This window comes from Okeania sp. SIO2F5, assembly GCF_010692685.1.
Taxonomy (GTDB): Bacteria; Cyanobacteriota; Cyanobacteriia; order Cyanobacteriales; family Microcoleaceae; genus Okeania; species Okeania hirsuta.
This window is the reverse complement of the sequence record NZ_JAAHGU010000001.1, coordinates 118791-139869: the sequence shown is the minus strand read 5'-3', so window position 1 is coordinate 139869 and position 21079 is coordinate 118791. Positions and strand designations below refer to the sequence as shown.

The 21079-nt window shown below is 33.6% G+C and carries 16 protein-coding genes and 1 pseudogene; 9 read left to right on the top strand and 8 right to left on the bottom strand.

Annotation, left to right across the window (positions count from 1 at the left end; all coding sequences use genetic code 11):
- The 4 genes and pseudogenes from F6K27_RS00585 to F6K27_RS00570 all read left to right on the top strand — a co-directional run.
- Positions 1-124, top strand: a pseudogene (locus tag F6K27_RS00585) (photosystem II q(b) protein); the annotation flags it as partial.
- Positions 125-460: 336 nt separating this feature from the next.
- Positions 461-616, top strand: a complete 156-nt coding sequence (locus F6K27_RS00580; RefSeq protein ID WP_161564372.1) for a hypothetical protein — start codon at positions 461-463, stop codon at positions 614-616.
- Positions 617-646: 30 nt separating this feature from the next.
- On the top strand, positions 647-844 hold the full coding sequence (locus F6K27_RS00575; RefSeq protein WP_124143732.1) for a hypothetical protein: 198 nt from the start codon (positions 647-649) through the stop codon (positions 842-844).
- 652 nt (positions 845-1496) lie between these two features.
- Positions 1497-2480 (top strand): ABC transporter ATP-binding protein, encoded by a 984-nt coding sequence (locus F6K27_RS00570; RefSeq protein ID WP_124143733.1) that lies wholly within the window; start codon positions 1497-1499, stop codon positions 2478-2480.
- A gap of 538 nt (positions 2481-3018) precedes the next feature.
- On the opposite strand, the gene F6K27_RS00565 is transcribed toward F6K27_RS00570, so the two are convergent.
- The gene (locus F6K27_RS00565) at positions 3019-3957 is read right to left on the bottom strand and encodes a glycosyltransferase family 2 protein (RefSeq protein ID WP_287273742.1); all 939 of its coding nucleotides are present in this window, start codon (positions 3955-3957) and stop codon (positions 3019-3021) included.
- A gap of 1978 nt (positions 3958-5935) precedes the next feature.
- Here F6K27_RS00565 and F6K27_RS00560 point away from each other — a divergent pair.
- From F6K27_RS00560 to F6K27_RS00550, 3 genes are all read left to right on the top strand, one after another.
- Positions 5936-7303, top strand: a complete 1368-nt coding sequence (locus tag F6K27_RS00560; protein WP_287273746.1) for an NAD-dependent succinate-semialdehyde dehydrogenase — start codon at positions 5936-5938, stop codon at positions 7301-7303.
- A 991-nt stretch (positions 7304-8294) separates the two neighbouring features.
- Complete coding sequence (locus F6K27_RS00555; protein ID WP_287273748.1) at positions 8295-9932, top strand: acetolactate synthase large subunit; 1638 nt, start codon at positions 8295-8297, stop codon at positions 9930-9932.
- Between the two features lie 401 nt (positions 9933-10333).
- Entirely contained in the window at positions 10334-11512 is a 1179-nt protein-coding gene (locus tag F6K27_RS00550) for a transposase (RefSeq protein WP_353735905.1), read from the top strand.
- A gap of 349 nt (positions 11513-11861) precedes the next feature.
- Here F6K27_RS00550 and dndD read toward each other — a convergent pair whose 3' ends face one another.
- The 6 genes from dndD to F6K27_RS00520 form a co-directional block, all read right to left on the bottom strand.
- Entirely contained in the window at positions 11862-13844 is a 1983-nt protein-coding gene (gene dndD / locus F6K27_RS00545) for a DNA sulfur modification protein DndD (protein ID WP_287273750.1), read from the bottom strand.
- Positions 13845-14349: 505 nt separating this feature from the next.
- A complete protein-coding gene (locus F6K27_RS00540; RefSeq protein ID WP_161564373.1) occupies positions 14350-14493 on the bottom strand; it encodes a hypothetical protein in 144 nt (47 codons plus the stop codon).
- Between the two features lie 226 nt (positions 14494-14719).
- Entirely contained in the window at positions 14720-14857 is a 138-nt protein-coding gene (locus tag F6K27_RS00535) for a hypothetical protein (protein ID WP_287273751.1), read from the bottom strand.
- 47 nt (positions 14858-14904) lie between these two features.
- Positions 14905-16461 (bottom strand): DNA phosphorothioation system sulfurtransferase DndC, encoded by a 1557-nt coding sequence (gene dndC / locus F6K27_RS00530; protein ID WP_124143739.1) that lies wholly within the window; start codon positions 16459-16461, stop codon positions 14905-14907.
- Positions 16462-16521: 60 nt separating this feature from the next.
- A complete protein-coding gene (locus F6K27_RS00525) occupies positions 16522-16806 on the bottom strand; it encodes an HNH endonuclease (RefSeq protein WP_287273752.1) in 285 nt (94 codons plus the stop codon).
- Positions 16807-16985: 179 nt separating this feature from the next.
- Positions 16986-17474, bottom strand: a complete 489-nt coding sequence (locus tag F6K27_RS00520) for a hypothetical protein (protein WP_287273754.1) — start codon at positions 17472-17474, stop codon at positions 16986-16988.
- 761 nt (positions 17475-18235) lie between these two features.
- On the opposite strand from F6K27_RS00520, the gene F6K27_RS00515 reads away from it, so the two are divergent.
- Entirely contained in the window at positions 18236-18379 is a 144-nt protein-coding gene (locus F6K27_RS00515) for a hypothetical protein (RefSeq protein WP_161564374.1), read from the top strand.
- A gap of 194 nt (positions 18380-18573) precedes the next feature.
- The gene (locus F6K27_RS00510) at positions 18574-20175 is read left to right on the top strand and encodes a DGQHR domain-containing protein (protein WP_287273756.1); all 1602 of its coding nucleotides are present in this window, start codon (positions 18574-18576) and stop codon (positions 20173-20175) included.
- 473 nt (positions 20176-20648) lie between these two features.
- Here F6K27_RS00510 and F6K27_RS00505 read toward each other — a convergent pair whose 3' ends face one another.
- Entirely contained in the window at positions 20649-20909 is a 261-nt protein-coding gene (locus tag F6K27_RS00505; RefSeq protein ID WP_124143742.1) for a hypothetical protein, read from the bottom strand.
- Between the last annotated feature and the right edge of the window lie 170 nt (positions 20910-21079).

Here is a 21079-nt window from a genome sequence, read left to right as displayed (position 1 = left end):
GGTAAATACTTGGGCAGACATCATTAACCGGGCTAACTTAGGAATGGAAGTAATGCACGAGCGTAATGCTCACAACTTCCCTCTAGATTTGGCTGCTGTAGAAGCTCCTTCTATCAATGGTTAATTTCTAGTTGATTGATTGAATTTTAAATTACTCAAAAAAACCCTCCCTTTGGAGGGTTTTTTTTATTTCTTTTGTGATACAACTTGAAGTACCGAATGTGGGTTATACCAAATTAATAAATATTTGCTACAAATAGCTAGGATATTTCTTAGGAGTAAACCCATCCCTAACCCCTCCCAGGAGGGTAACTCAGTCGGACTGAGTCAGAATCAATAGCTTCAATACCATTTTTCAGGTCGTAAATCATTCTTTTTGTCAAAGGACATATCATGCATTTGTCTTTTTATTCCTCTTACTATTCGTAACATTATTTTTTCACGCTTGGTATTAGATAAAATGAAAATTACTAATACAATTACAAAGCCAATATTTGTTAGTTGGGCAGCTCTGGCATTAATATTTGGGTCTTTCACTAAAGAACTAAATACACAAAATGTAACATCAGCTCCAGGAGGTAGCACAGGTTGGGAGCCTGTTTCTACTACAAATTAGTCAAATTGTGCAGCTAAAGCAGTACAGAAAATGAGCAGTTTAGTAGCAACAGGACTAATCAAAACTGTTACTGGTTCTTCTTCACGGTATGCAAGAGGGAATGCTGTTTTTAATATTGTCTGTCATAAGAATGGTAAGTATGTTAGGGTTGATATTATATGTTTTATTACTTGTCTGAATGATACTTATGACATTCGTTCCCAGATAGATAAAATGATGAAATGGTAAATTCAACCTTCATCTAAATTATTCAAAAAATCAAATTTTTTTAGAATTTAGTTTTTCCAAGGCTTCAAGTATTCTTGCTTTTAAATAACATATAAATAAGACTTAAACAAAAACACTATATGTAGTTAGTAATAAATTAAAACTATAACGTCTTATATATGTAGTGTCTAGAACTCAAAAATGGTTAAATCATGTGTACATAGGTTTTCATGTGGGTAGACCAAAGTAGCAACGTTCCATGGAATGTCCCTACTGGATTTTAGCTGTTATACCAATTTGATCAATGTTTGCTACAAATAGCTAGGGGATTTTTTCGGAGTCAGTGGTAGGGGCAAAAGGCCGTTTGCCCGTACAGGTAGGGGAGCTTTTGGTAAGGCAATGTATAGAATGAATAGCTTCGATGCCATTTCTTAGTTTATAACTTATCTTATTAGTCAAAGGGACATCTTATCGCCCTTATTATTTGTAACATTCTTTTTTCAAATTGGTATTACTTGAGGTCATCTTTGAGTTCTAGACACTACATATCTATAACGTTATAGTTTTTCAACATAGAAATCTATGAAGAAACCAGGTTTTCGGGTTCTCCTACTGAAGTCCTGATTCAGTTTATGATAAAAAATAAAATATTAAATATATAAGCTGAATTTTTATGGAATCTGCTGTCAATATTCCCACTGAAGTAAAGACACCAGAAAAATTGCCAGTGATAGAAACTAATAATTTAGGTAAATTTTACCGCACTGGTTTTTGGATGAATCAAAAAATAGAATCTCTTAAAAACTGTACTTTGACAGTTTATCAAGGAGAAACTTTTGGACTTTTGGGACAAAATGGTGCAGGAAAAACTACCCTACTTAAAACTTTATTAGGAATTGTATGCCCTACATCTGGATCGGGAGTTTTATTAGGGCAGCCAATAGGCGATCGAGTAATTAAAGAAAAAATTGGTTACTTGCCAGAAAATCCCTACTTTTATGAATATTTAACTGGATGGGAATTTCTAGAATTTGTAGCAGGATTATTTCAAATACCAACATCAATACAAAGACAAAGAATTCCAGAATTACTTGACCTAGTGGGATTGTCTAAATCAACAGCTATTAGAAAGCAACTACGTCAATATTCTAAAGGAATGTTGCAAAGAGTTGGTATGGCGCAAACTTTGATTAATGACCCTGAGTTAGTATTTTTAGATGAACCTATGTCAGGTTTAGATCCAATGGGACGTTATCAAATCAGAGAAATTATTATCTCGCTCAAAAAACAAGGGAAGACTATTTTTTTTAATAGTCATGTTTTGTCTGATGTGGAGAAAATATGTGATCGCATTGCTATTCTTGCACAAGGAGAATTAATTTGTATTGGTACTTTAGATGAAGTATTAGGAACTAATGAAAGTTATTATGTTAAGGGTAAAAGTGGTAATCTTAAGATTCTTAAACAATGGATACCAGATTTAGAATTTGAGCATAATTTTTGGCAAGGTCATTTGCGGGGAGACCCTAAAGAATTTTTAGTTAGTTTGGGATTAATGAAAGCTACACTGATGAAAATGAATATAGAAAGGCTTAGTCTAGAAGAGTATTTTATGCAGCAATTACGAGAAAAGGGAATTTTTTCTAGTAGAGAATAGGGTAATATGATGTGTCCCTCCGAGGGAGCTACGCTATAGGTTAAATACTTATAAATAACTTAGTGAGGAATGAGGAGCCGCCGGATCGGTGACGTACAGGAGTCAGGAATTAGAAGAGTAGAAAGGAGATCAAGTAAACATGATTCAAATATTTCTTCGGTACTGTCAATTCTTAAATGTTATTTATAGCTGATTATCTGATAGCCTAGCTCCCCCGGAGAGGCACATCATATTAAGTATGCAGCCCTATTTTTAATATTATTGTTAATGCTTTGTATTGTTGGTAATAATTATGTTTTTCATAACCAATTGAAAATTATAAAGTTGTCATAAAACCTATGATTTATAATTATTGAAGTTGGAATAATTCGCTTATACTTATAGAGCAGGTGATTATTTTTAAGTGTTTCATCAACAACTATTGATACTAAATTTAGTATGAATTTGGAACCTATATAATTTTACATAAAACTGTTCTATTCTCTATAAAAATAGTTTCGTAATATTCTTTTATCTTCATTGCTATATAAATATAAAATTAATTAATCAAAACTTTTTTGATTAAATTTTTATTGTCTTTTTTCATTCTTCTAGCAATAGTAACTTCTAAAAAAATTTGCCAGGCTTTCAGAGAAAAAAATGCTGGTAATAATATATTGATAGCTGTTAATAATTGTTTTTGTTTGAAAGCAACTATACCCCAATGTAAATTTATGTATTGCCGTATATCTTCAAGTTCTGGAATTAGATTAGAATACTTTTTATGAACTTTAGTATATATTTTTTCTTTTATTAAAATATTAGTATTACAACGTTTTTTCAAAGGAATTTTCCTGTCATATCCTCCTATCCAAATAGTACGATAAACTAAACATTGGTTGAGAAAAATAGCATCACCAAACTCAGTAATTCTAATCCAAGAATCAATATCATCGCAACTCCTTAAATTAGTATCCCATCCTCCAGATTCTAAAAAAGCATCCCGACGAAAAGCAACTTGAATAGGAGTACCAAATGGCAATGATTCTAGTAACATCCCATAGTGAATATCTTCTTGGGAAATATAAAATGCTGTTCCAGGTCCTCTTTTATAAGTACGACTAATTTCTACCTGATGACAATCAACTTGTGCTGCCTGACAAGAAAGAATCACTGCTTGAGAATGAAGAATAATTGCTTTAGTCATTTCCTCTATACAATTAGCTGCCATATAATCATCATCATCTAAAGGTTTTATCCAATCTCCCTGAGCATTTTGCACCCCTAAATTCATTGTTGCTGCATGACCTTGGTTAGAAGAAGTACAATAGTAAATTACACGATCTCCTAAGCTATTGACATATTTTTTTGTACCATCTATTGAACAGTCATCAACTACTATTATTTCACATTCAACCGTTTGTTCTAATGCCGAATTAATTGCCCGTTTTAATAAATCTAAGCGATTATAAGTTGTAATTACGATACTAAATTTCATTAGCAACTTTTCCTCTACAATTGCATTAATAATATCAGAAGATAAACTGTCATTTATATTAAAATCATAGTTGCAAATTTTACAATTTTTATTTATATTATAGCGAAAAAAACTACTGCTACACCAATTTTTCCTCTACAATTGCATTAATAATATCAGAAGATAAACTGTCATTTATATTAAAATCATAGTTGCAAATTTTACAATTTTTATTTATATTATAGCGAAAAAAAAACTACTGCTACACCAATGAATTTACCTATATAAAGATATGCTGTTTGTAATTTGTCTACTGTTAATTATAACTGAATTAGTAATATTGCTTCCTCTGCTTGTAATTATCTTCAGTCTAACTACGTTCCTGTAGATAATTACAATATATTTTTATCTCTGCTGAATTCAATAAAGTTTGTAGTAAGTTTTAAAATAATTATGCTTTTACAGAATTGTAAAGTATTAAATTTAAAATAACGGTTATAGTTATATTTGAATATTGAAAGATTATTTTCATCCCATTCTCATAGTTTCAATATCAAAGATATATATCTAGAAGTTATTTTTGATTGTTCATCAGTCATCCGTTAATATTTTAAACAGGTTCGTTGAAGACCCTCACGCCTCTGGTTAAAAAACTTATAGTATATATTGATGGCAGGTTGCTCATTTCCATCACACATTTGTTAACACAGTTCCTCCACAGGAGGCTAACTATTCACTTTTGACGGATTAAAATTACTCTTGTACAAACAACTTAACGTATGTCAACTGCCCCTGATAATTAGTTAGTTTTCCGTAGAAAATAAGATTGCTAGTTTTAAAATCTAGCTTACTTAAATCTACATCTACTAATATCTCAACATTATAAATATCTAAGTTTGATATTGCAATCTTAGTTGATAATTATGTTATAAAATTGTATCAAATAGTTTAGTCGTCAAAATTTATGATTGATAAATCATAATTAACAGTGTTTTTATGAAATTTTAGATATTACTGAACCTATGCCACTAATAAAATGCGATTAATCCAAATATGTACAGTGACGATATGGCTAACGCCACGCTCCGCGAACCCTAAAAAAGCATCACGGGCAAGCAGAAATACGCTCCCATCGTACAACTAGACGACGATATTTAAGTTGATACCACCCACGCGCAACGCTCTTGTTGAAAACTAGGTACAGAAATTTTGATCGGTCGTCCAGGTTTCTTTTTGCCTTTCCAAAGTCCCTTAGGAAGTTGAGGTCTAATCCCTCTTACTAGATTAAATATTTTTTGATCAACAGTAGTAAATTCAGACATGGTATCTTTAACGAAGTCAGAAGTTATTTTTGTAACGGGGATTTTGAGCAACCTTACAAAAATATTTCGCCTTAAAAGGCGGGGTTTTAGACCAATTATTTTGATAAAAGTGTGATACTTTTTATACATTTAATGATACCCCTATGATGCTGGTTTTTCTGGCCTGATAGGGAGATTTAGACGAAAGTCTAGCAATATTGTAGGTGATTGAGATAAAATATATATACATAGACTTCGCTACAGTTTGAGGAATAGTAAATAAAGACTGTCTATCAGGGCTTACAAAAAAACACTTATAATATAGAACTTAAAAACTAGAGTGCTCCACTATATATGGAGTTTATAACTGAAAAATTTGTAAATCCTATCTATAAGTGTATATTTTTTTATATCGTTAAATGATTGTAAAAGATAGTTAAGAATTAACTGTTTTGGCTAGTGCAAGCGAGTATGATAAAGTATAAAGCCAAACTAAAGTTAACAAAAATTAGTAAGCTCTTGGATGAAATTAACACCCAGGGGTAAAGAAGCGAATAAGTTAAACTATCGAAGGATTTACAGCCGCAAGAAAAAAAGTTATTGTCACATACTTTATTGTCACAAAATGTATTGATATTCATAACTTGTGACTTAATTTAAAAAGTAATTTTTAACTTGAAATTGAGGAGAAAAAATTAATGGCGATCGCTACAATTAATCCAGCAACAGGAGAAACACTAAAAACTTTTGAACCAATCACAGATGCAGAGATTGAAACAAAGCTAGAGCTAGCAATAACAACCTTCCGTCAATATCGTCAAATTATGATGAATCAACGTGGGGAATGGCTATTAGCTGCAGCAGATATATTAGAGAAAAATGCGGAAAAATTTGCCAAAATAATGACCCTAGAAATGGGTAAAACTCTGAGTGGAGCCATCGCCGAAGCTAAAAAATGTGCCCTAGTCTGTCGCTACTATGCAGAAAATGCAGCAAAATTTCTCGCTGACGTACCAGCACAAACTGACGCAAGTAAATCCTTTATCCGTTATCAACCATTAGGCCCAGTGCTAGCTGTTATGCCTTGGAATTTTCCCTTTTGGCAAGTTTTCAGATTTGCAGCACCAGCTTTAATGGCAGGAAATGTAGGTTTATTGAAACACGCCTCTAATGTTCCCCAATGTGCCTTGGCCATTGAAGAAATATTTAAAGAAGCAGGTTTCCCAGAAGGAGCATTTCAAACCCTATTGATAGGTTCCAATAAAGTAGCAGGCATAATGGCAGATGACCGAGTAAAAGCAGGAACTTTAACTGGAAGTGAACCAGCAGGAATGGCTTTAGCAGCAATAGCAGGTCAATCAATCAAAAAAACTGTTTTGGAATTGGGAGGTAGCGATCCATTTATAGTATTAGAAAGTGCTAATTTAGAACAAGCTGTGTCTACTGCAGTTACAGCTCGGATGTTGAATAATGGCCAATCTTGTATTGCAGCTAAACGCTTCATCTTGGCAGAAACCATTGCTGAAGAATTTCAACAGCGCCTAGTAGAAAAATTTGAAGCTTTGAAGGTAGGAGACCCTATGTTGCCAGATACAGATATTGGTCCTTTGGCAACTCCATCTATTCTTCAAGAGTTAAATGCTCAAGTAGAAGCTTCTGTTGAGAAAGGAACAAAAGTTCTGACTGGTGGTCATCTTTTATCTGACAGTCCGGGAAATTTTTACCCTCCTACTATTTTGGCGGAGATTCCAGTAGATTCCCCTGCTTATAAAGAGGAGTTTTTTGGTCCTGTTGCCTTGATATTTCGGGTTACTAATATTGATGAAGCAATAGAACTAGCCAATAACTCTCCTTTCGGATTAGGTGCAAGTGCATGGACTACAGATACAGCCCAGACAGATAGGTTAATATCAGAACTAGAAGCAGGTGCAGTTTTTATCAATGGTTTAGTCAAGTCTGACCCACGTCTGCCTTTTGGTGGGATTAAACGTTCTGGCTATGGCCGAGAACTTAGCAAAGAAGGAATTCTGGAATTTGTCAATATTAAGACAGTTTGGGTGAAATAACTAAGTATCTGGCGATAAATAAAGTTAATTTTGTCTACCTACTTAATAGCTGTTAGGACTTATAGCAATTACTTAAAATATTGTCATACTTAGATTTGATATTTCTCAATCCTAGAAGTTGAATTGAGTGCTTAGTATGTAATAATTCTGATTATTTTCAGAGTGATTTTTACACCCCAATCAAATATAGTGTTGCTTTTAAAAGTGGGTATTATACCAAATCCGGTGTTGAAAAGCCCCTTTTAAAACATTGACTAAATCTTTAATTAGAGCAAGGATTTAGGCTATAAAAATAAGAGATGTATGAAAACCGGATTTGGTATTAGATGTGATATAAAATCCGTTTGTACAGTTATCGAAAAACTTTCTTCTATATGTGAAGTAGTAGGGATGCTCTATAGAAAGTCCCTACATATTCCCACTATGGAATCCTAACTTCTAACCCCTAACTCTTAACTCTTGACTTCTAAGTTATCAAATAACTAATTATCTGGATTTGATGTGAGGTATTATAGGATGTTTAGCAAGTATAGTTTTTGTATCTAAAATAATTCCGAATCTACCTTTAACGCTTTCCCTATTTCAGGAGGATTAACTGGAGATTAGACAACTTTACCCACTAACAACTTTTAAAGCATCATCTTAGATTCAATCTAACAATAGGCAGGAAAAATAATTTTCAGATCTACTACTAAGGTATATTTTTTACTGCCTGTGCGCTGCTTTAACCAAATGTTAAATTGATTTCGCACAGATACTTAATTACCTGGGAAAAAAAGTTAAATAGAGGTTTGATTTATCTTGATTCCGGAAAAGAAAAAAATAATCATTTATAGAATTTGTGTTTTAAAATTAAGCATTATATTTCAGCCTGTAATTTTAGATAAATAGTCGAAATTACTTTTCGTTGTACCCGTAAATCTATCTGAATTTAAAGTTAAAACTTTCGATTTAGTTTTCTACCACCTTTGATCAAAGGAGAAAAATAGAGATGAACACTGCAGAATTATTGGTAAAATGCCTCGAAAATGAAGGAGTAAAATATGTATTTGGACTGCCTGGAGAAGAAAATCTAAACATTCTAGAAGCTCTCAAAGATTCTCCAATTCAATTTATAACTACTCGACACGAACAAGGTGCCGCTTTTATGGCAGATGTCTATGGTCGTTTAACAGGAAAAGCAGGAGTTTGTTTATCAACATTAGGTCCTGGAGCGACTAATTTAATGACAGGTGTTGCTGATGCTAATTTAGATGGGGCACCTTTAGTAGCAATTACAGGTCAAGTTGGTACTGATAGAATGCACATCGAATCTCACCAATATTTAGATTTGGTGGCAATGTTTGAGCCAGTAACTAAATGGAATGCTCAAATTGTTCGCCCTAGTAATACACCAGAAATTGTCCGCAAAGCATTTAAAGTAGCTCAACAAGAAAAGCCTGGCGCAGTACATATTGATTTACCTGAAAACATTGCGGCAATGTCTGTAGAAGGGCAACCTTTGAATCGTGATAAGCAAGAAAAATCTTATTCTGCTTATCAAAGTATGACTGAAGCAGCAGTAGCAATTTCTAAAGCAAAAAACCCTGTAATTTTAGTGGGAAATGGAGCGATTCGGGCTAATGCAAGTGAAGCTTTAACAGAGTTTGCAACACAATTAAATATTCCTGTTGCTAATACTTTTATGGGTAAAGGTGTGATGCCTTATACTCTTCCTCTGTCTTTATGGACTACAGGATTACAACAACGGGATTATATTACTTGTGCTTTTGATGAAACAGATTTGGTTATTGCAGTTGGTTATGATTTGATTGAATATTCACCAAAAAAATGGAATCCTCAAGGTGAAATTCCGATTATTCATATTGGAGCAAAATATGCGGAGATTGATAGTAGTTATATTCCGATAGCTGAAATAGTTGGAGATATTTCAGATTCTTTGAATGAAATTTTACGACGTTCTGAGCGAATGAATCAAGTAAGTCCGACTGTATCAGAAATTAGAACAAATCTTCGCTCTGAATATGAGGGATATAGTAAAGATAATGACTTTCCAATTAAGCCTCAAAAACTAATTTATGATTTACGTCAAGTAATGGGCCCAGAAGATATTGTTATTTCTGATGTTGGTGCTCATAAAATGTGGATTGCTAGACATTATCATTGTGACCGTCCTAATACTTGTTTGATTTCTAATGGATTTGCTGCAATGGGTATTGCTATTCCTGGAGCGATCGCTGCTAAATTAGTCCATCCTGACCGCAAGGTAATAGCTGCAACAGGAGATGGTGGGTTTATGATGAATTGTCAAGAGTTGGAAACTGCTTTGCGGGTGGGTACTGCTTTTGTGACTTTGATTTTTAATGATGGTGGTTATGGTTTGATTGAGTGGAAACAGGAAAATCATTTTGGTAAGTCTTCTTTTATTAAGTTTGGCAATCCAGATTTTGTTAAGTTTGCTGAAAGTTTTGGTTTGAAAGGTTATCGAGTTGAGTCTGCTACTGATTTAATTCCTACTCTGAAGGAGGCTCTTGCTCAAGATGTTCCTGCTGTGATAGATTGTCCTGTTGATTATCGGGAGAATGTTCGTTTTACTAAAAAGTCAGGTGGTTTAAGTTGTTCTATTTAGTTAGAAGTAGATTTTAGTAGGAGATTTTTCAGCAATTTATGATTGGTTATTGCTTGGTTGCTGAAAAATAATCCAGAGTTGGAAAGTTTCTGTATTTTCAGGAGTTCAGTAGGGTGGGAAATACAAATTTTTCAGCCACCAATGAGAAAATAACTAGGGAAAACTTACGATGAAATACGAAAATTTTTTCTATAGTTTAGCTATCAGAGAATGTTTAAAGAGTTCGAGCCACTATAATTTTTAATTTAGCGGTGAGATGAATTTCAACCAGTAAATTAATTGCACAATTATGAAACAAGTTTTGTGTTAGGATTAAATGGTATTTATAAATAAGTTGAATCACCAAATTGATTACTTTAACTTACCAGTACAAGCTGAAAACTCAGCATCAATAGGCAGAAATTAATCACATTCTTGATGTCTGTAAAAGTGTATATAACTATGCTTTAAGAGGGCATAAAGATTGGTTAAGTTCAAGGAAGTCACCAATCAATATTTGTTCGATTATTTCTGAATATATTATCCCTGGTGATACCCCTTACCCTAATTACAATTATCAGGCAAAAAATCTAACAACAGCCAAGAAAACTAATCCTAAGTTAAAATCAGTTAATGCTCAAGTTTTACAACAAACTTTAAAACAATTAGACAGGGCATTTTCTGAAATGAAATCTCTGGGTAAAGGCTTTCCTAGATTTAAGAAAAGGATGAGAAGCTTTGTTTTTCCTGCCATGCTGAAAAATTATCTAGGTTGCGGTAGATTCAAGTTGCCTCAACTGGGGTGGATTAAAATTAGGCAAAGTAGACCATATCCAGAAGTTATGGTAGCTAAACAAGCTAGGATAGTAAAAAAAGCTACGGGTTATTATTTGATGGTTAGTTTTACTTCATCAAAGTCAGTGCCAGATAATTTAGTAGGGAAAACATCATTAGGTATAGATGCAGGGATAGAAAGTTTTGTCGCTACTTCTACAGGAAAATTAATCAAGGCCCCTAAGTTTTTATCAGGTCAACTACGCAAGCTTAAATTGGCGAGCGACCCCGCGCCGCCTCCAGGCGCAAGGGAACGCGCGAGCTTGCTGCAAAGAAGGTTAAAACATAAAAATAAAGGGTCGAGTAATTGGTCAAAACTCCAGAATAGAATAGCTAGATTGGATGAGAAAATCTCTAATACAAGACGTGATTGGCATTTCAAGATAACTCATCAACTTTGTGATTTAGCAGACAATATTTTTGTCGAATATGTTAACTTTAATTCCTGGTCTAAAGGCATTGTCAGGAAACAATCTTTAGATAGTGGTATAGGTCAGTTTATTAACGAAATCTTACCTTATGTTTGTTGGAAACGAGGTAAGTATTATGCCAAAGTTGATAAGAATTATACATCTCAAGAATATCCTTTATGTGGGCATAGACAGAAAAAGAAACTCTCTGATAGAAAGCATAATTGTAGCAACTGTAGTTATCAAATAAATCGTGATGTAGCTGCTGCAAAAATAATCAGAAATAGAGGATTAATAGCCGTGGGGCACACGGCAAAAGAAAAGCGCACCGCCTGCGCTGAGGTTCCCTCAGCGTAAAGACGGAGCAAGAAAGCTTGTGGAGATGGTCTGACGGGGGTACAACTCAACTTGTTTGATTTGTTATCTAGCTAAGAATCTGTGATACAAGAATCTTCTGTTATAATCTCCGATTTAACGGGCGAGTGTCAATATAAAACTCTGGTATTTGACTTTGACAGAGAAAAATTATGGTAATTAAATTAAGGTGTGATTAGAAAGAAAGTTTTTGGTTACAAAAAATAGCTTATTTTCAGATTAGTTTGATTTTTTTGAGCATCATATTTGAGTAAATATTCACATTGGTAGAGAAATTTTCTACCCCTCTGTGAGTAACTTCAGTTGAAGTGACAGAGGAAAAAAAATTTGCTTACCAAAAATATCCTCTTTCCAGATTAGTTTGATTTTTTTGAGCATCATATTTGAGTAAATATTCGTGAGCGATCGCCTCTAAGTTACGGAGATTTTCTACTTCTGATTTACAAATCTCAGTATCGGTAGATAAAAGAATAACTTGATGACTAGCAGAAGGGAAATAACGTTCTACTAAATTCTGACGGTGGGATGAATCTAATCTACCCAAAGGTGTATCAATAGCGACGGGTAAATGTCTACCAGAAACCTTTGCCAAACCCCACAAAAACGAAATTGCCAAAAGCTGTTTTTCTCCAGCAGAAATGCGATTTTTAGGAACAACTTGCCCTTGATTATCGTAGAGAGAAAGAGCAAAATTATTATTATCAATAGCCACGCGATGCACCAAGTCTGATTTATGCAAAAGATAGCGGAAACACTCAGTAACTTCCATCTCTAGTTTATTCAACTTTTTCAGGGTTAACTTCTCCTTAAATAGCTGCAAAGTTTTCTTCACTTTACCAGAAGATTCAATGATATTTTGAATATTGTGACGTTCGATAGTTTCATCAGTATAGCTAAATAATTCCTTCTTAGTTTTAGTAATAGCATCCTCCAATTTTTTACGCTCGCGTTTACTATTTTCACAAGCAATCTGTATCCTAGCTAACTCAGTTTGTGCCTCCTGTAAAGCAGCTTCCAAAATTTTATAAGCTTCCGGAGATGCTGCACTTACTAGCTGCTTTTCTAGAACATTAATTTCCACTTCTAAATCCTTGAGACTGGTTAAACTTTCCCGAGCATTTTTTCGACAATTTTCAATCTCATAGCGCAACAAATTTTCTAGTAAAGTTAGCGCCTCTTCATCTGCTAATAACCAAGGTTCATCAATTTGATTAATATCCTCTTCAATCATCAGATTTTCTCGATCGAGAAACCTTTGAATTTTACTAATTTTGCCAGCAGGAATAGACAACTCATTCAGATAATTAACTAAACGTTGGTCTCTTTCCTGAAAAGCATCTAAAGCTATTTCTGCCTCATGGCGTAAAATCTCTACATCACCTTGAGAACTTGCTTGTTCCAAAAGAGGAGAAATTAAAGCCAGAGGTAAAGCTCCCGCAGCAAGTTCAACCATTTCCTGACGAGCATTTTCCATCTCTAATTCGACATCTTGAAATTCTTGTTTTAACTGACTTCTTTCAGCAGCAATTTTTCCCCCTTCCGAGACAAATTTTCTCATAGCTTTTTCTTGCTTTTGTTGAGCTTTTTTTAATTGCTTTTCCAAATCTGCCAATTTTTCTGTAGCAACTTCAAAATCTTTTTTTTGCTGATGGAGTTTTTGTTCAATTTCCTCTAAATTTGCTATTTCTTTAGTCTTGGCAAATTGCTTCTTTTTCCGAGTCACCAAAATATCCAAATCTGCCGCGAGACGTTCGGCTAATTCTAATCCTAATAATGACTGAATTGCATCTACTACTAAAGGTGGTGGTGTTTCTAGTTCAGCTAATTCTTTTACTTGTTCTCCATCAAATAGAAATAAGTTAGAAATTCCTAAAGGTAAGAGATTTTCTATATATTCATCCCAGGCATTTGCTAAGTAAGAATCAGGCCATTCGCCATCAAGAATTCCTAAACTATCTTTGCCATCTTTAGGATTTTTTTCCCAGGTACGAACTACGCGATATTCTACAAGTTGGTCGTCTTGAATATGTTCAAAAGCTAATTCAATGCGAGTTTTTTCTGTAGGGGGAGTATTACGATTTACGCATTGGGAAAGGAAGTCGCTATAAGTTAAGTTTCCTCTAGTTGAACATTGGGTGCGATGACCGTAAAGTGCGAGGCGAATGGCATCTAAAAGAGTAGTTTTTCCTCCTCCATTCATACCTCCAAATAAGATGATGGGGCGAGGGCGATCGGTAAGGGTAGGGCGGAGGTTTATTGTTTGTTTACCGGAGTAGGGTCCGAAATTTTGTAAGACGAGTTCTAGGAAAATCATTTTTTAGGGAATAGGGAATAGGGAATAGGGAATAGGGAGTAGGGAGTAAGGGGAAAGGTAGTGGGTTAACGAAGTCAGAAGTCAGAAGTCAGAAGTTAACCCACCCCTAACCCCTCCCAGGAGGGGAAGTAGGGGATTTGAGCTCCGCTCCAAAAATCTTGCGCCTTAAAAGGCGAGGTTTTAGACCCATATTATTTTGATAATTAACTTGATTTTTTTATTCTTAGAATTTACCTTTTTTCGGTAGGAGATAAGTTTGACAAATCCAATTTTCTTGTCAACCAACGCCCGAATTTTTGCCTTTGACTTAGACTGAGAAAAACAGAGGTTTCCCACAGATGAGTTTTCCAGAGAAATTTTCATAACTTTCTAGTCATTGTTGAATTTTCCCAGTAGAAGGTAAATCTGACAAATCCAATTTTCTTGTAATTTTTGCCTTTGACTTAGACTGAGAAAAACAGAGGTTTTCCACAAATGAGTTTTCCAAAGAAAATTTCATAACTTTCTAGTCATTGTTGAATTTTTCCCAGTAGGAGGTAAATCTGACAAAGAGAATTTTCTTGTTAACCAACGCCCGAATTTTTGCCTTTGACTTAGACTGAGAAAAACAGAGGTTTCCCACAGATGAGTTTTCCAGAGAAATTTTCATAACTTTCTAGTCATTGTTGAATTTTCCCAGTAGAAGGTAAATCTGACAAAGAGAATTTTTTTGTAATTTTTGCCTTTGACTTAGACTGGGAAAAAGAGAGGTTTCCCACAGATGAGTTTGTCAGAAAAATTTTCATCAACAGATAATTTTTGCCTTTGATCTAAGACTGGGAAAATAGAGTTTTACTAGAGATGAGTTTGCCAGAAAAATTTTTATAAATTCCTAGTCACTGTTGAATGTTTCCTGTAGGAAGTAAGTCTAACAAATATAGTTTTACTGTCAACCAACGCCCGAATTTTTGTCTTTGACCTAGATTGGGAAAATAGAGGTTTACAAAAGATAAATTTTCCGGAGAAAGTTTCATATTTTTATTTCTCCCCTGCTCCCCTATTCTACTGCTTTCCCACTCCCTTACTCGATATCTGCCGAATTTTGACGAGAAAATTTCATGTTTGCCCAACTTAATTGTTTAATTTTCTCTGAAACTTTTCCTTGCTCGACAGCTTCTTTAAGGTCTCTTTTATTATGAGCGTTTTGAATAGCTTCTTCCTTGGAACGAGAACTTGTTTCAAAACATTGTTCGAGACTTTCATAAATCTTATATCGGTGAGACTTAATATAATATTGCCGCTCTGTATCTAACAGTTTTGCCATAAGTTCAAGGTGCATCTCATCCCCATTGCATATTTCTTCTAATACTGACCATTCATCACTACCTAAAAGACTTATTCCTGCACCAGGACGACAGTCTTTAAATTTCTCTCCTGTTACTTCTTTATATATACGAGGTAAACTATCATCAAACTCGTGTTTTTCCTCTAACCAAATGCGTCTAATTTCACTCAGTTCTTCCAGAGAAATCAGAGTAATATCTCGCATATTTTCTGGAGCAGTTTCACGAATTTGTGTTTGAGCTTCTAACAGTTTTCTCAGTAAAGTATCTCGCCATTCTTTTTTATATGGACCAGGAATTGGTTCTACAGAAACTTCACCATCTATATTCCGTTCAAATAGTTGAACTGTACCCCAAATTCGCCGAAAATCTCTTTTATCTCTGTCCGAAATATCTAGTTCCCGACGCAAATCTATCAGAGGTTGTAACCATTCTTTTTCCTCATCATTTTGAATCATTGCTGACATAGATTTATCACTATCTACTAAGGTGCAAACCCAGCACCCAAAACGAGAACTTCCACAACTAGGAGTTGAAGTATCAACTACTAACGGACATTCATTATCTTCCGTCGCACCTCGATACATTGCTAGTAAATCTTTATTACTATTTCCCCAAGGATTTTCCCACTGCATTAAATATAGCCAAACTTCATCAGTTCGCCAGTCCTCAATAGGGGAATAAATTAAAGAATTAAGTAAATTGGCATTAGGACTAAGGCGTTCCCGTACTCGTTTTTCTTCTAATCTTTTCATTGTTCTAGCGCGGTTAACACTTTCAGCTTTACGAGTACCTAAAACTAGGATAACTTCTCCATTAGTTCGTACAGCATTACGAATAAAAAGATTAGATGGTTCAATTTTTAAACGTCCCGTACACCATCTAAATTTTAGACGGGGTGCGGGATAACCTTTGCCAATTAAACCTACCCAATATGTATATTGAATATCTGGTTGTAGAAGGTGAGTTTCTATTGGCATTTTCTGTTCTTGGGCAACTCTCTCAATGTTTTTTAGAGATTGTTTTACCCAAGCAGAAACATAAGGATTTTCTACTCGTGTATCAGTAGTAATTACATAAATTTTTTTAGTTCTTTTTTCTACTGGCAAAGTAGCGATCGCATTCCATATAAGTTGCAAAACTGCGGTACTATCTTTTCCTCCAGAATATCCAACAATTAAGGGGATTTCATCAAGGCAATATAATTCTTGAATTTCTATAGTTAGCTTTTCTATATCTTTGATTAGTTCAGCAGTTGTTCGCTCTGGAAAAAGAGATTTTTGTATTCCTACCATTTTTCAATACTCCTAAAATTTTTTTTAATTTATTCTGCATTTTTATGAGATAAATATATTTTAGCGATGCCATTGTAAAGCTTCTATTCTGGGGAAAGATTCTTTTTCATTTGGCAACCAAAGCTGATTACTATTAAATTCCTTCATTGGTTTAGAATTGGGTGATTCTTCTAAGAAATTATTGGAAACGATGATTTTATAATCATCAGTTATGGTAAATAAACCTTTATCGAATGCCCAATGATGATTTTTACACAGTGATATGCCGTTATCTATTCTATTGTCATAAAATTTGGCAAATGGTTTGATCTGGGCTCCATCTACAATATTTTGGTTTATTGACATACTGACTTTCATTCCACAAAAAGCACATTTATAGTTATAGGTATGTACAACTGCTTTACGAAAGATACTATCTCTAACTACAGATTTTTTGAAATATGATTTAGGTTGTTTTTGCTGTTGGTTTGATAAATTAATTGAACTTTCTTTCTCATTATTGTCTTTTGGGAATCTTTCATTAATTACGATAAGTTCTTTAATTTTTTTTTATTAGCTGAAAACCAATTTGCAATGAGTACGTCTATTAATTCTTTTCTAGAACTTTGCTCTTGTAGTAGTTCAAAAAGTTCTGGGTCTAAACTGGCATACTCAACTACCTGTTTTAACTGTTTAACAGAACTTGGCTGCTTTAAAGAATTAATTTTAGACTCAAGATGCCAGAATCTTTCACTCTTTAGAAAATAAAAAGGAAGGTGTAAACGATTTTTACCTTTATAAATACCAGATGATAAAATATCCCAATGTTTATTGAAGGTACTAATTAGTTCTTCAGATACAGAAATATGATTATTATTGATTAAACCTTGTGTAATCAAATCAATCACAGATAAAATCAAGATTGGTTTATATTCGGCTTTAGGACTAAGCTTTTGACTTGTCTTAAGTTCGGTAAAATATTGACAGTAGTATGCTAATTTTTTTTCCCTTTTTAATTCTTGATTTTTGCTCATTTATAGCCCCAGGCAAAACATCTATATTTTCAGTATTTATTTGTCATAAACTCGCAGATTAACTAAATAAATATGCCAAATTAAATCTCAAATAACTACCAGAACTAAATTTACTATAACTATTCTCATTCCTCCTTTTTAAAATTACAAAGTTAACTTGATTAGTTTCTCAGCAATACCTGTCACTGTAATGTTGTACTTTGAAAAAATCAATAAATTTTTCACCACTCCTCTTTACATAGAGAAATAAATTATGGTAATCAAGAATGATTTATGAGAAATGATATTAAATTTTCTTATAAATCAAGTAATACAGCAATCAATCTCTCACATCTGACACCTGATTGCTATATTTATTATAGCGATGCTAAATTGGTTGTAAAAATTTTTATAACAGTTAATTTTCAAGCAAAACCTTTAATATTCTGATTCTTAACTATCACCAAAATATTACAACTTAAATTGGATTTATATGGGTGTATCTCATATTTGCAAAAATACTTTTTTCCTATATATTCCCTGTTCCCTGTTCCCTAAAGCAATAAATTTTTGGCTTTATTCAAAATTGAGAGACACCCATTTCTATAGATGTTATTTCTATTTTAAGTAAGAATGCAATCACGATATTAAATATTAAAATCTATTAATACCAATTCACTTTAAAAATGTCATAAATAGTTTGAAACTTTAAATTTGAAATAATTTCCTGAAATTACTGAGCGTGTCTTTCATATCGCCCATAGAAAAGTTTTTAGGAAAGAATGAAACCGAACAGCTTACTTCAATATCTAAAAAAAGTGCTTGAGAATTTAGGAACAAAATATGTCATTAATTTTGCTTATGCACTTACTGCTGAGTTTGAAGCAATTTTCAGTGTCAAAAATCTCAAAGTATCCTTATTTTAAGGGTAAAAAAAGACATTAATATTCACCCCTTGTGTTTCATTGGTTAATATTGACATAATAAATTGTATATGATATACAAATAACTTACAATTAACAATCATATCAATCAAATAGTTTTTAAAAACATTTGTTAACAAAAATTTATATATACATATTTTTTTAAAAATTGTTAAAAATATTTCCCAAAATCAGCGATGAAAAAAACCAATAAACCCACCTCAGAAATAGCAAAAGAAATTTTAGAAAACGATAATCGAGAAAGAGAAGCGATCGCTATCCTTTTAGACAAACATATAGGCAAAGATGACAGACTTTTAGTACAAAAAACCATGATGGGAAAAACGGAAGCTTACATCGGTTCTGTCACTCTAGAATGGTTAGATAGTCGTGTACGTTTTGCCTCTCAACTACCATTATTTCGACAAAAATTTGATGTAGAAACAGACAATATAATTCGGGATGCAGAAACAATAGATGAAATTCAACAACGTCCCCTAGATTGGTCTCGTCAAGCTCCATTAACTCTATATTTAGCAACAAGAAAAGCTCATAAATTTCCAGCAGTATTAGTAGTAATTAGCCCTAGTTGGGTAGATAATCCTAAAGCAGAAGAATGGAATAAAAATGGAAAAGCAAATAAATCTGCTACTAATTTTTTACCCCTAGATTCAGAGGGAAAAGTAGGATTATTAGACCTACGTTTAGAAGTAGCAGTATTTGCCTTAGATGGTCAACATCGACTGATGGGAATTCAAGGTTTAATGGAATTAACAAAAACAGGTAGGTTGCCTAGATATAACAAACAAAAAAAACCAGTAGGTGCAGCTATTAATATTGATGATTTAGCAGAAACCCATAATATTGAATTACCAGAACTACAAAAATTAGCTTACGAACAAATAGGTATAGAATTTATTCCGGCAGTAGTAAAAGGAGAAAGTAGAGCACAAGCACGACGGAGAGTTAGGTCAGTTTTTGCTCATGTAAATTTGACTGCTGTGAAATTAAGTAAAGGGCAGTTGGCATTATTAAATGAGGATGATGGGTTTGCCATTGTGGCTAGAAAAACAGCAATTTATCATCCTTTATTAAAGGAGAAAGATAATAGAAATCCACGAGTGAATTGGGATAGTGCTACTGTAGCAACTAAGTCTACTGTTTTAACAACTCTTCAGGCAATTCAAGAAATGTCTGAAAGATATTTAAAACCTCGTTATCCTCATTGGAAACCTTCAGATAAAGGTTTAATTCCAATGCGTCCCGAAGAAGAGGAATTAGAAGAGGGACTAGAGGAATTTATGTTGTTTTGGAATTATTTATCTAATTTACCTAGTTATTCAAGATTAGAAAATGGTGCCGAAACTCCAGAATTGAGAAGATTTAGTTTTGAAATAAAACCAGGAGAAGGTCATGTTTTATTCCGACCTGTTGGGCAAATTGCTTTTTCTGAAGCTCTAGGAATTTTAATATATAAAAAAGGCTTTTTTTTGGAGGAGGTTTTTCAGAAATTAAATAAGTATGATGTGGATGGTGGTTTGAGTGGAATAGAATCTCCTGACTCAATTTGGTATGGGGTTTTATATGATTTTAATCGCAAACGAATGTCAGTAGCTGGGAGAGATTTAGCGATGAGATTGTTTATCTATATATTAGGTGGAGTTTCTGACAAAATGGAACGAGCAGAAATTCGTCGAGAGTTGGCAGAAGCAAGGAGAGTTGGGGATAATCAAGCTGTAGATTTTCAAGGTAAGTTTGTGGAATTAAAAAAGGTAGGGTTGCCGAAAATGTTGTCTTAAAGTGTTAGAAAAAAGTTAAGTTAAACAATTAATAATTAATTATTAACAATTACCTCTTCTTTTCAAGGGGAGGATTGACTCAAAAGAAAATTTTTTCTTCTCTTGGTCGATTGGATATGCCGAGGAGACCCGTTCTTGCAGACCCGCTCCGCTGTTAGCGTTTGCGGTAGCATTCCGGAACGGAAAGCTTTGCGGTAGCAAACGCCATCCCACCCTTCGGGAAGCTGCGCTAACGACCGCTGTTTCTCCTTTAAAGGAGAGGCTTTAAACCTTAATTATTCGGTAAGGAAGAGTTGATTGATGTTTTGAATTTTTTCAAATTATTGAGACTAGCTTTAGTGCAATAAACTGCAAAAATTTATCTGCAATGAAAGCTATTTTAGAAGTTTGTGGAGTCAAAAAAAATAAGTCTGCGCTTACAATAATTTCATCGCAATTTTTATTCAGTAATACTACACTACAGAATATTATTTTTAACTATTGCTCAATAAATATTTTTCTAAATACTGCCAATGTTGATGCCCGTATTCTTCTCGTAGTAAATCTTTCATATCAGCATTAATAACTAATTCTCCATCTTGATTATCTTGGAATAGTAGTCCATGGTCAAGTACCTCTTGTAGATCGGTGAGAGTATCTATTAAATTGGCGATCGAATAATGTTCTTCTACCCATTCAACAGGACTAGGTATTTCAGAATTAATATTTATTGGATTATTAGTATTAACTTCCATAATTTAATATCAGTAAAAATCCTGAATTTTAATCAATTGTTCAATCTTAATATATCATCTGATTATTCATGCCGTAATTTCAGTGAGGCTAGTCAAAGTGTTATTGTGAAAAATTTTTATGTCTTTTGCGATCTAGATCAATGGCATAGTGTTACCTCTTGTGGATCTAC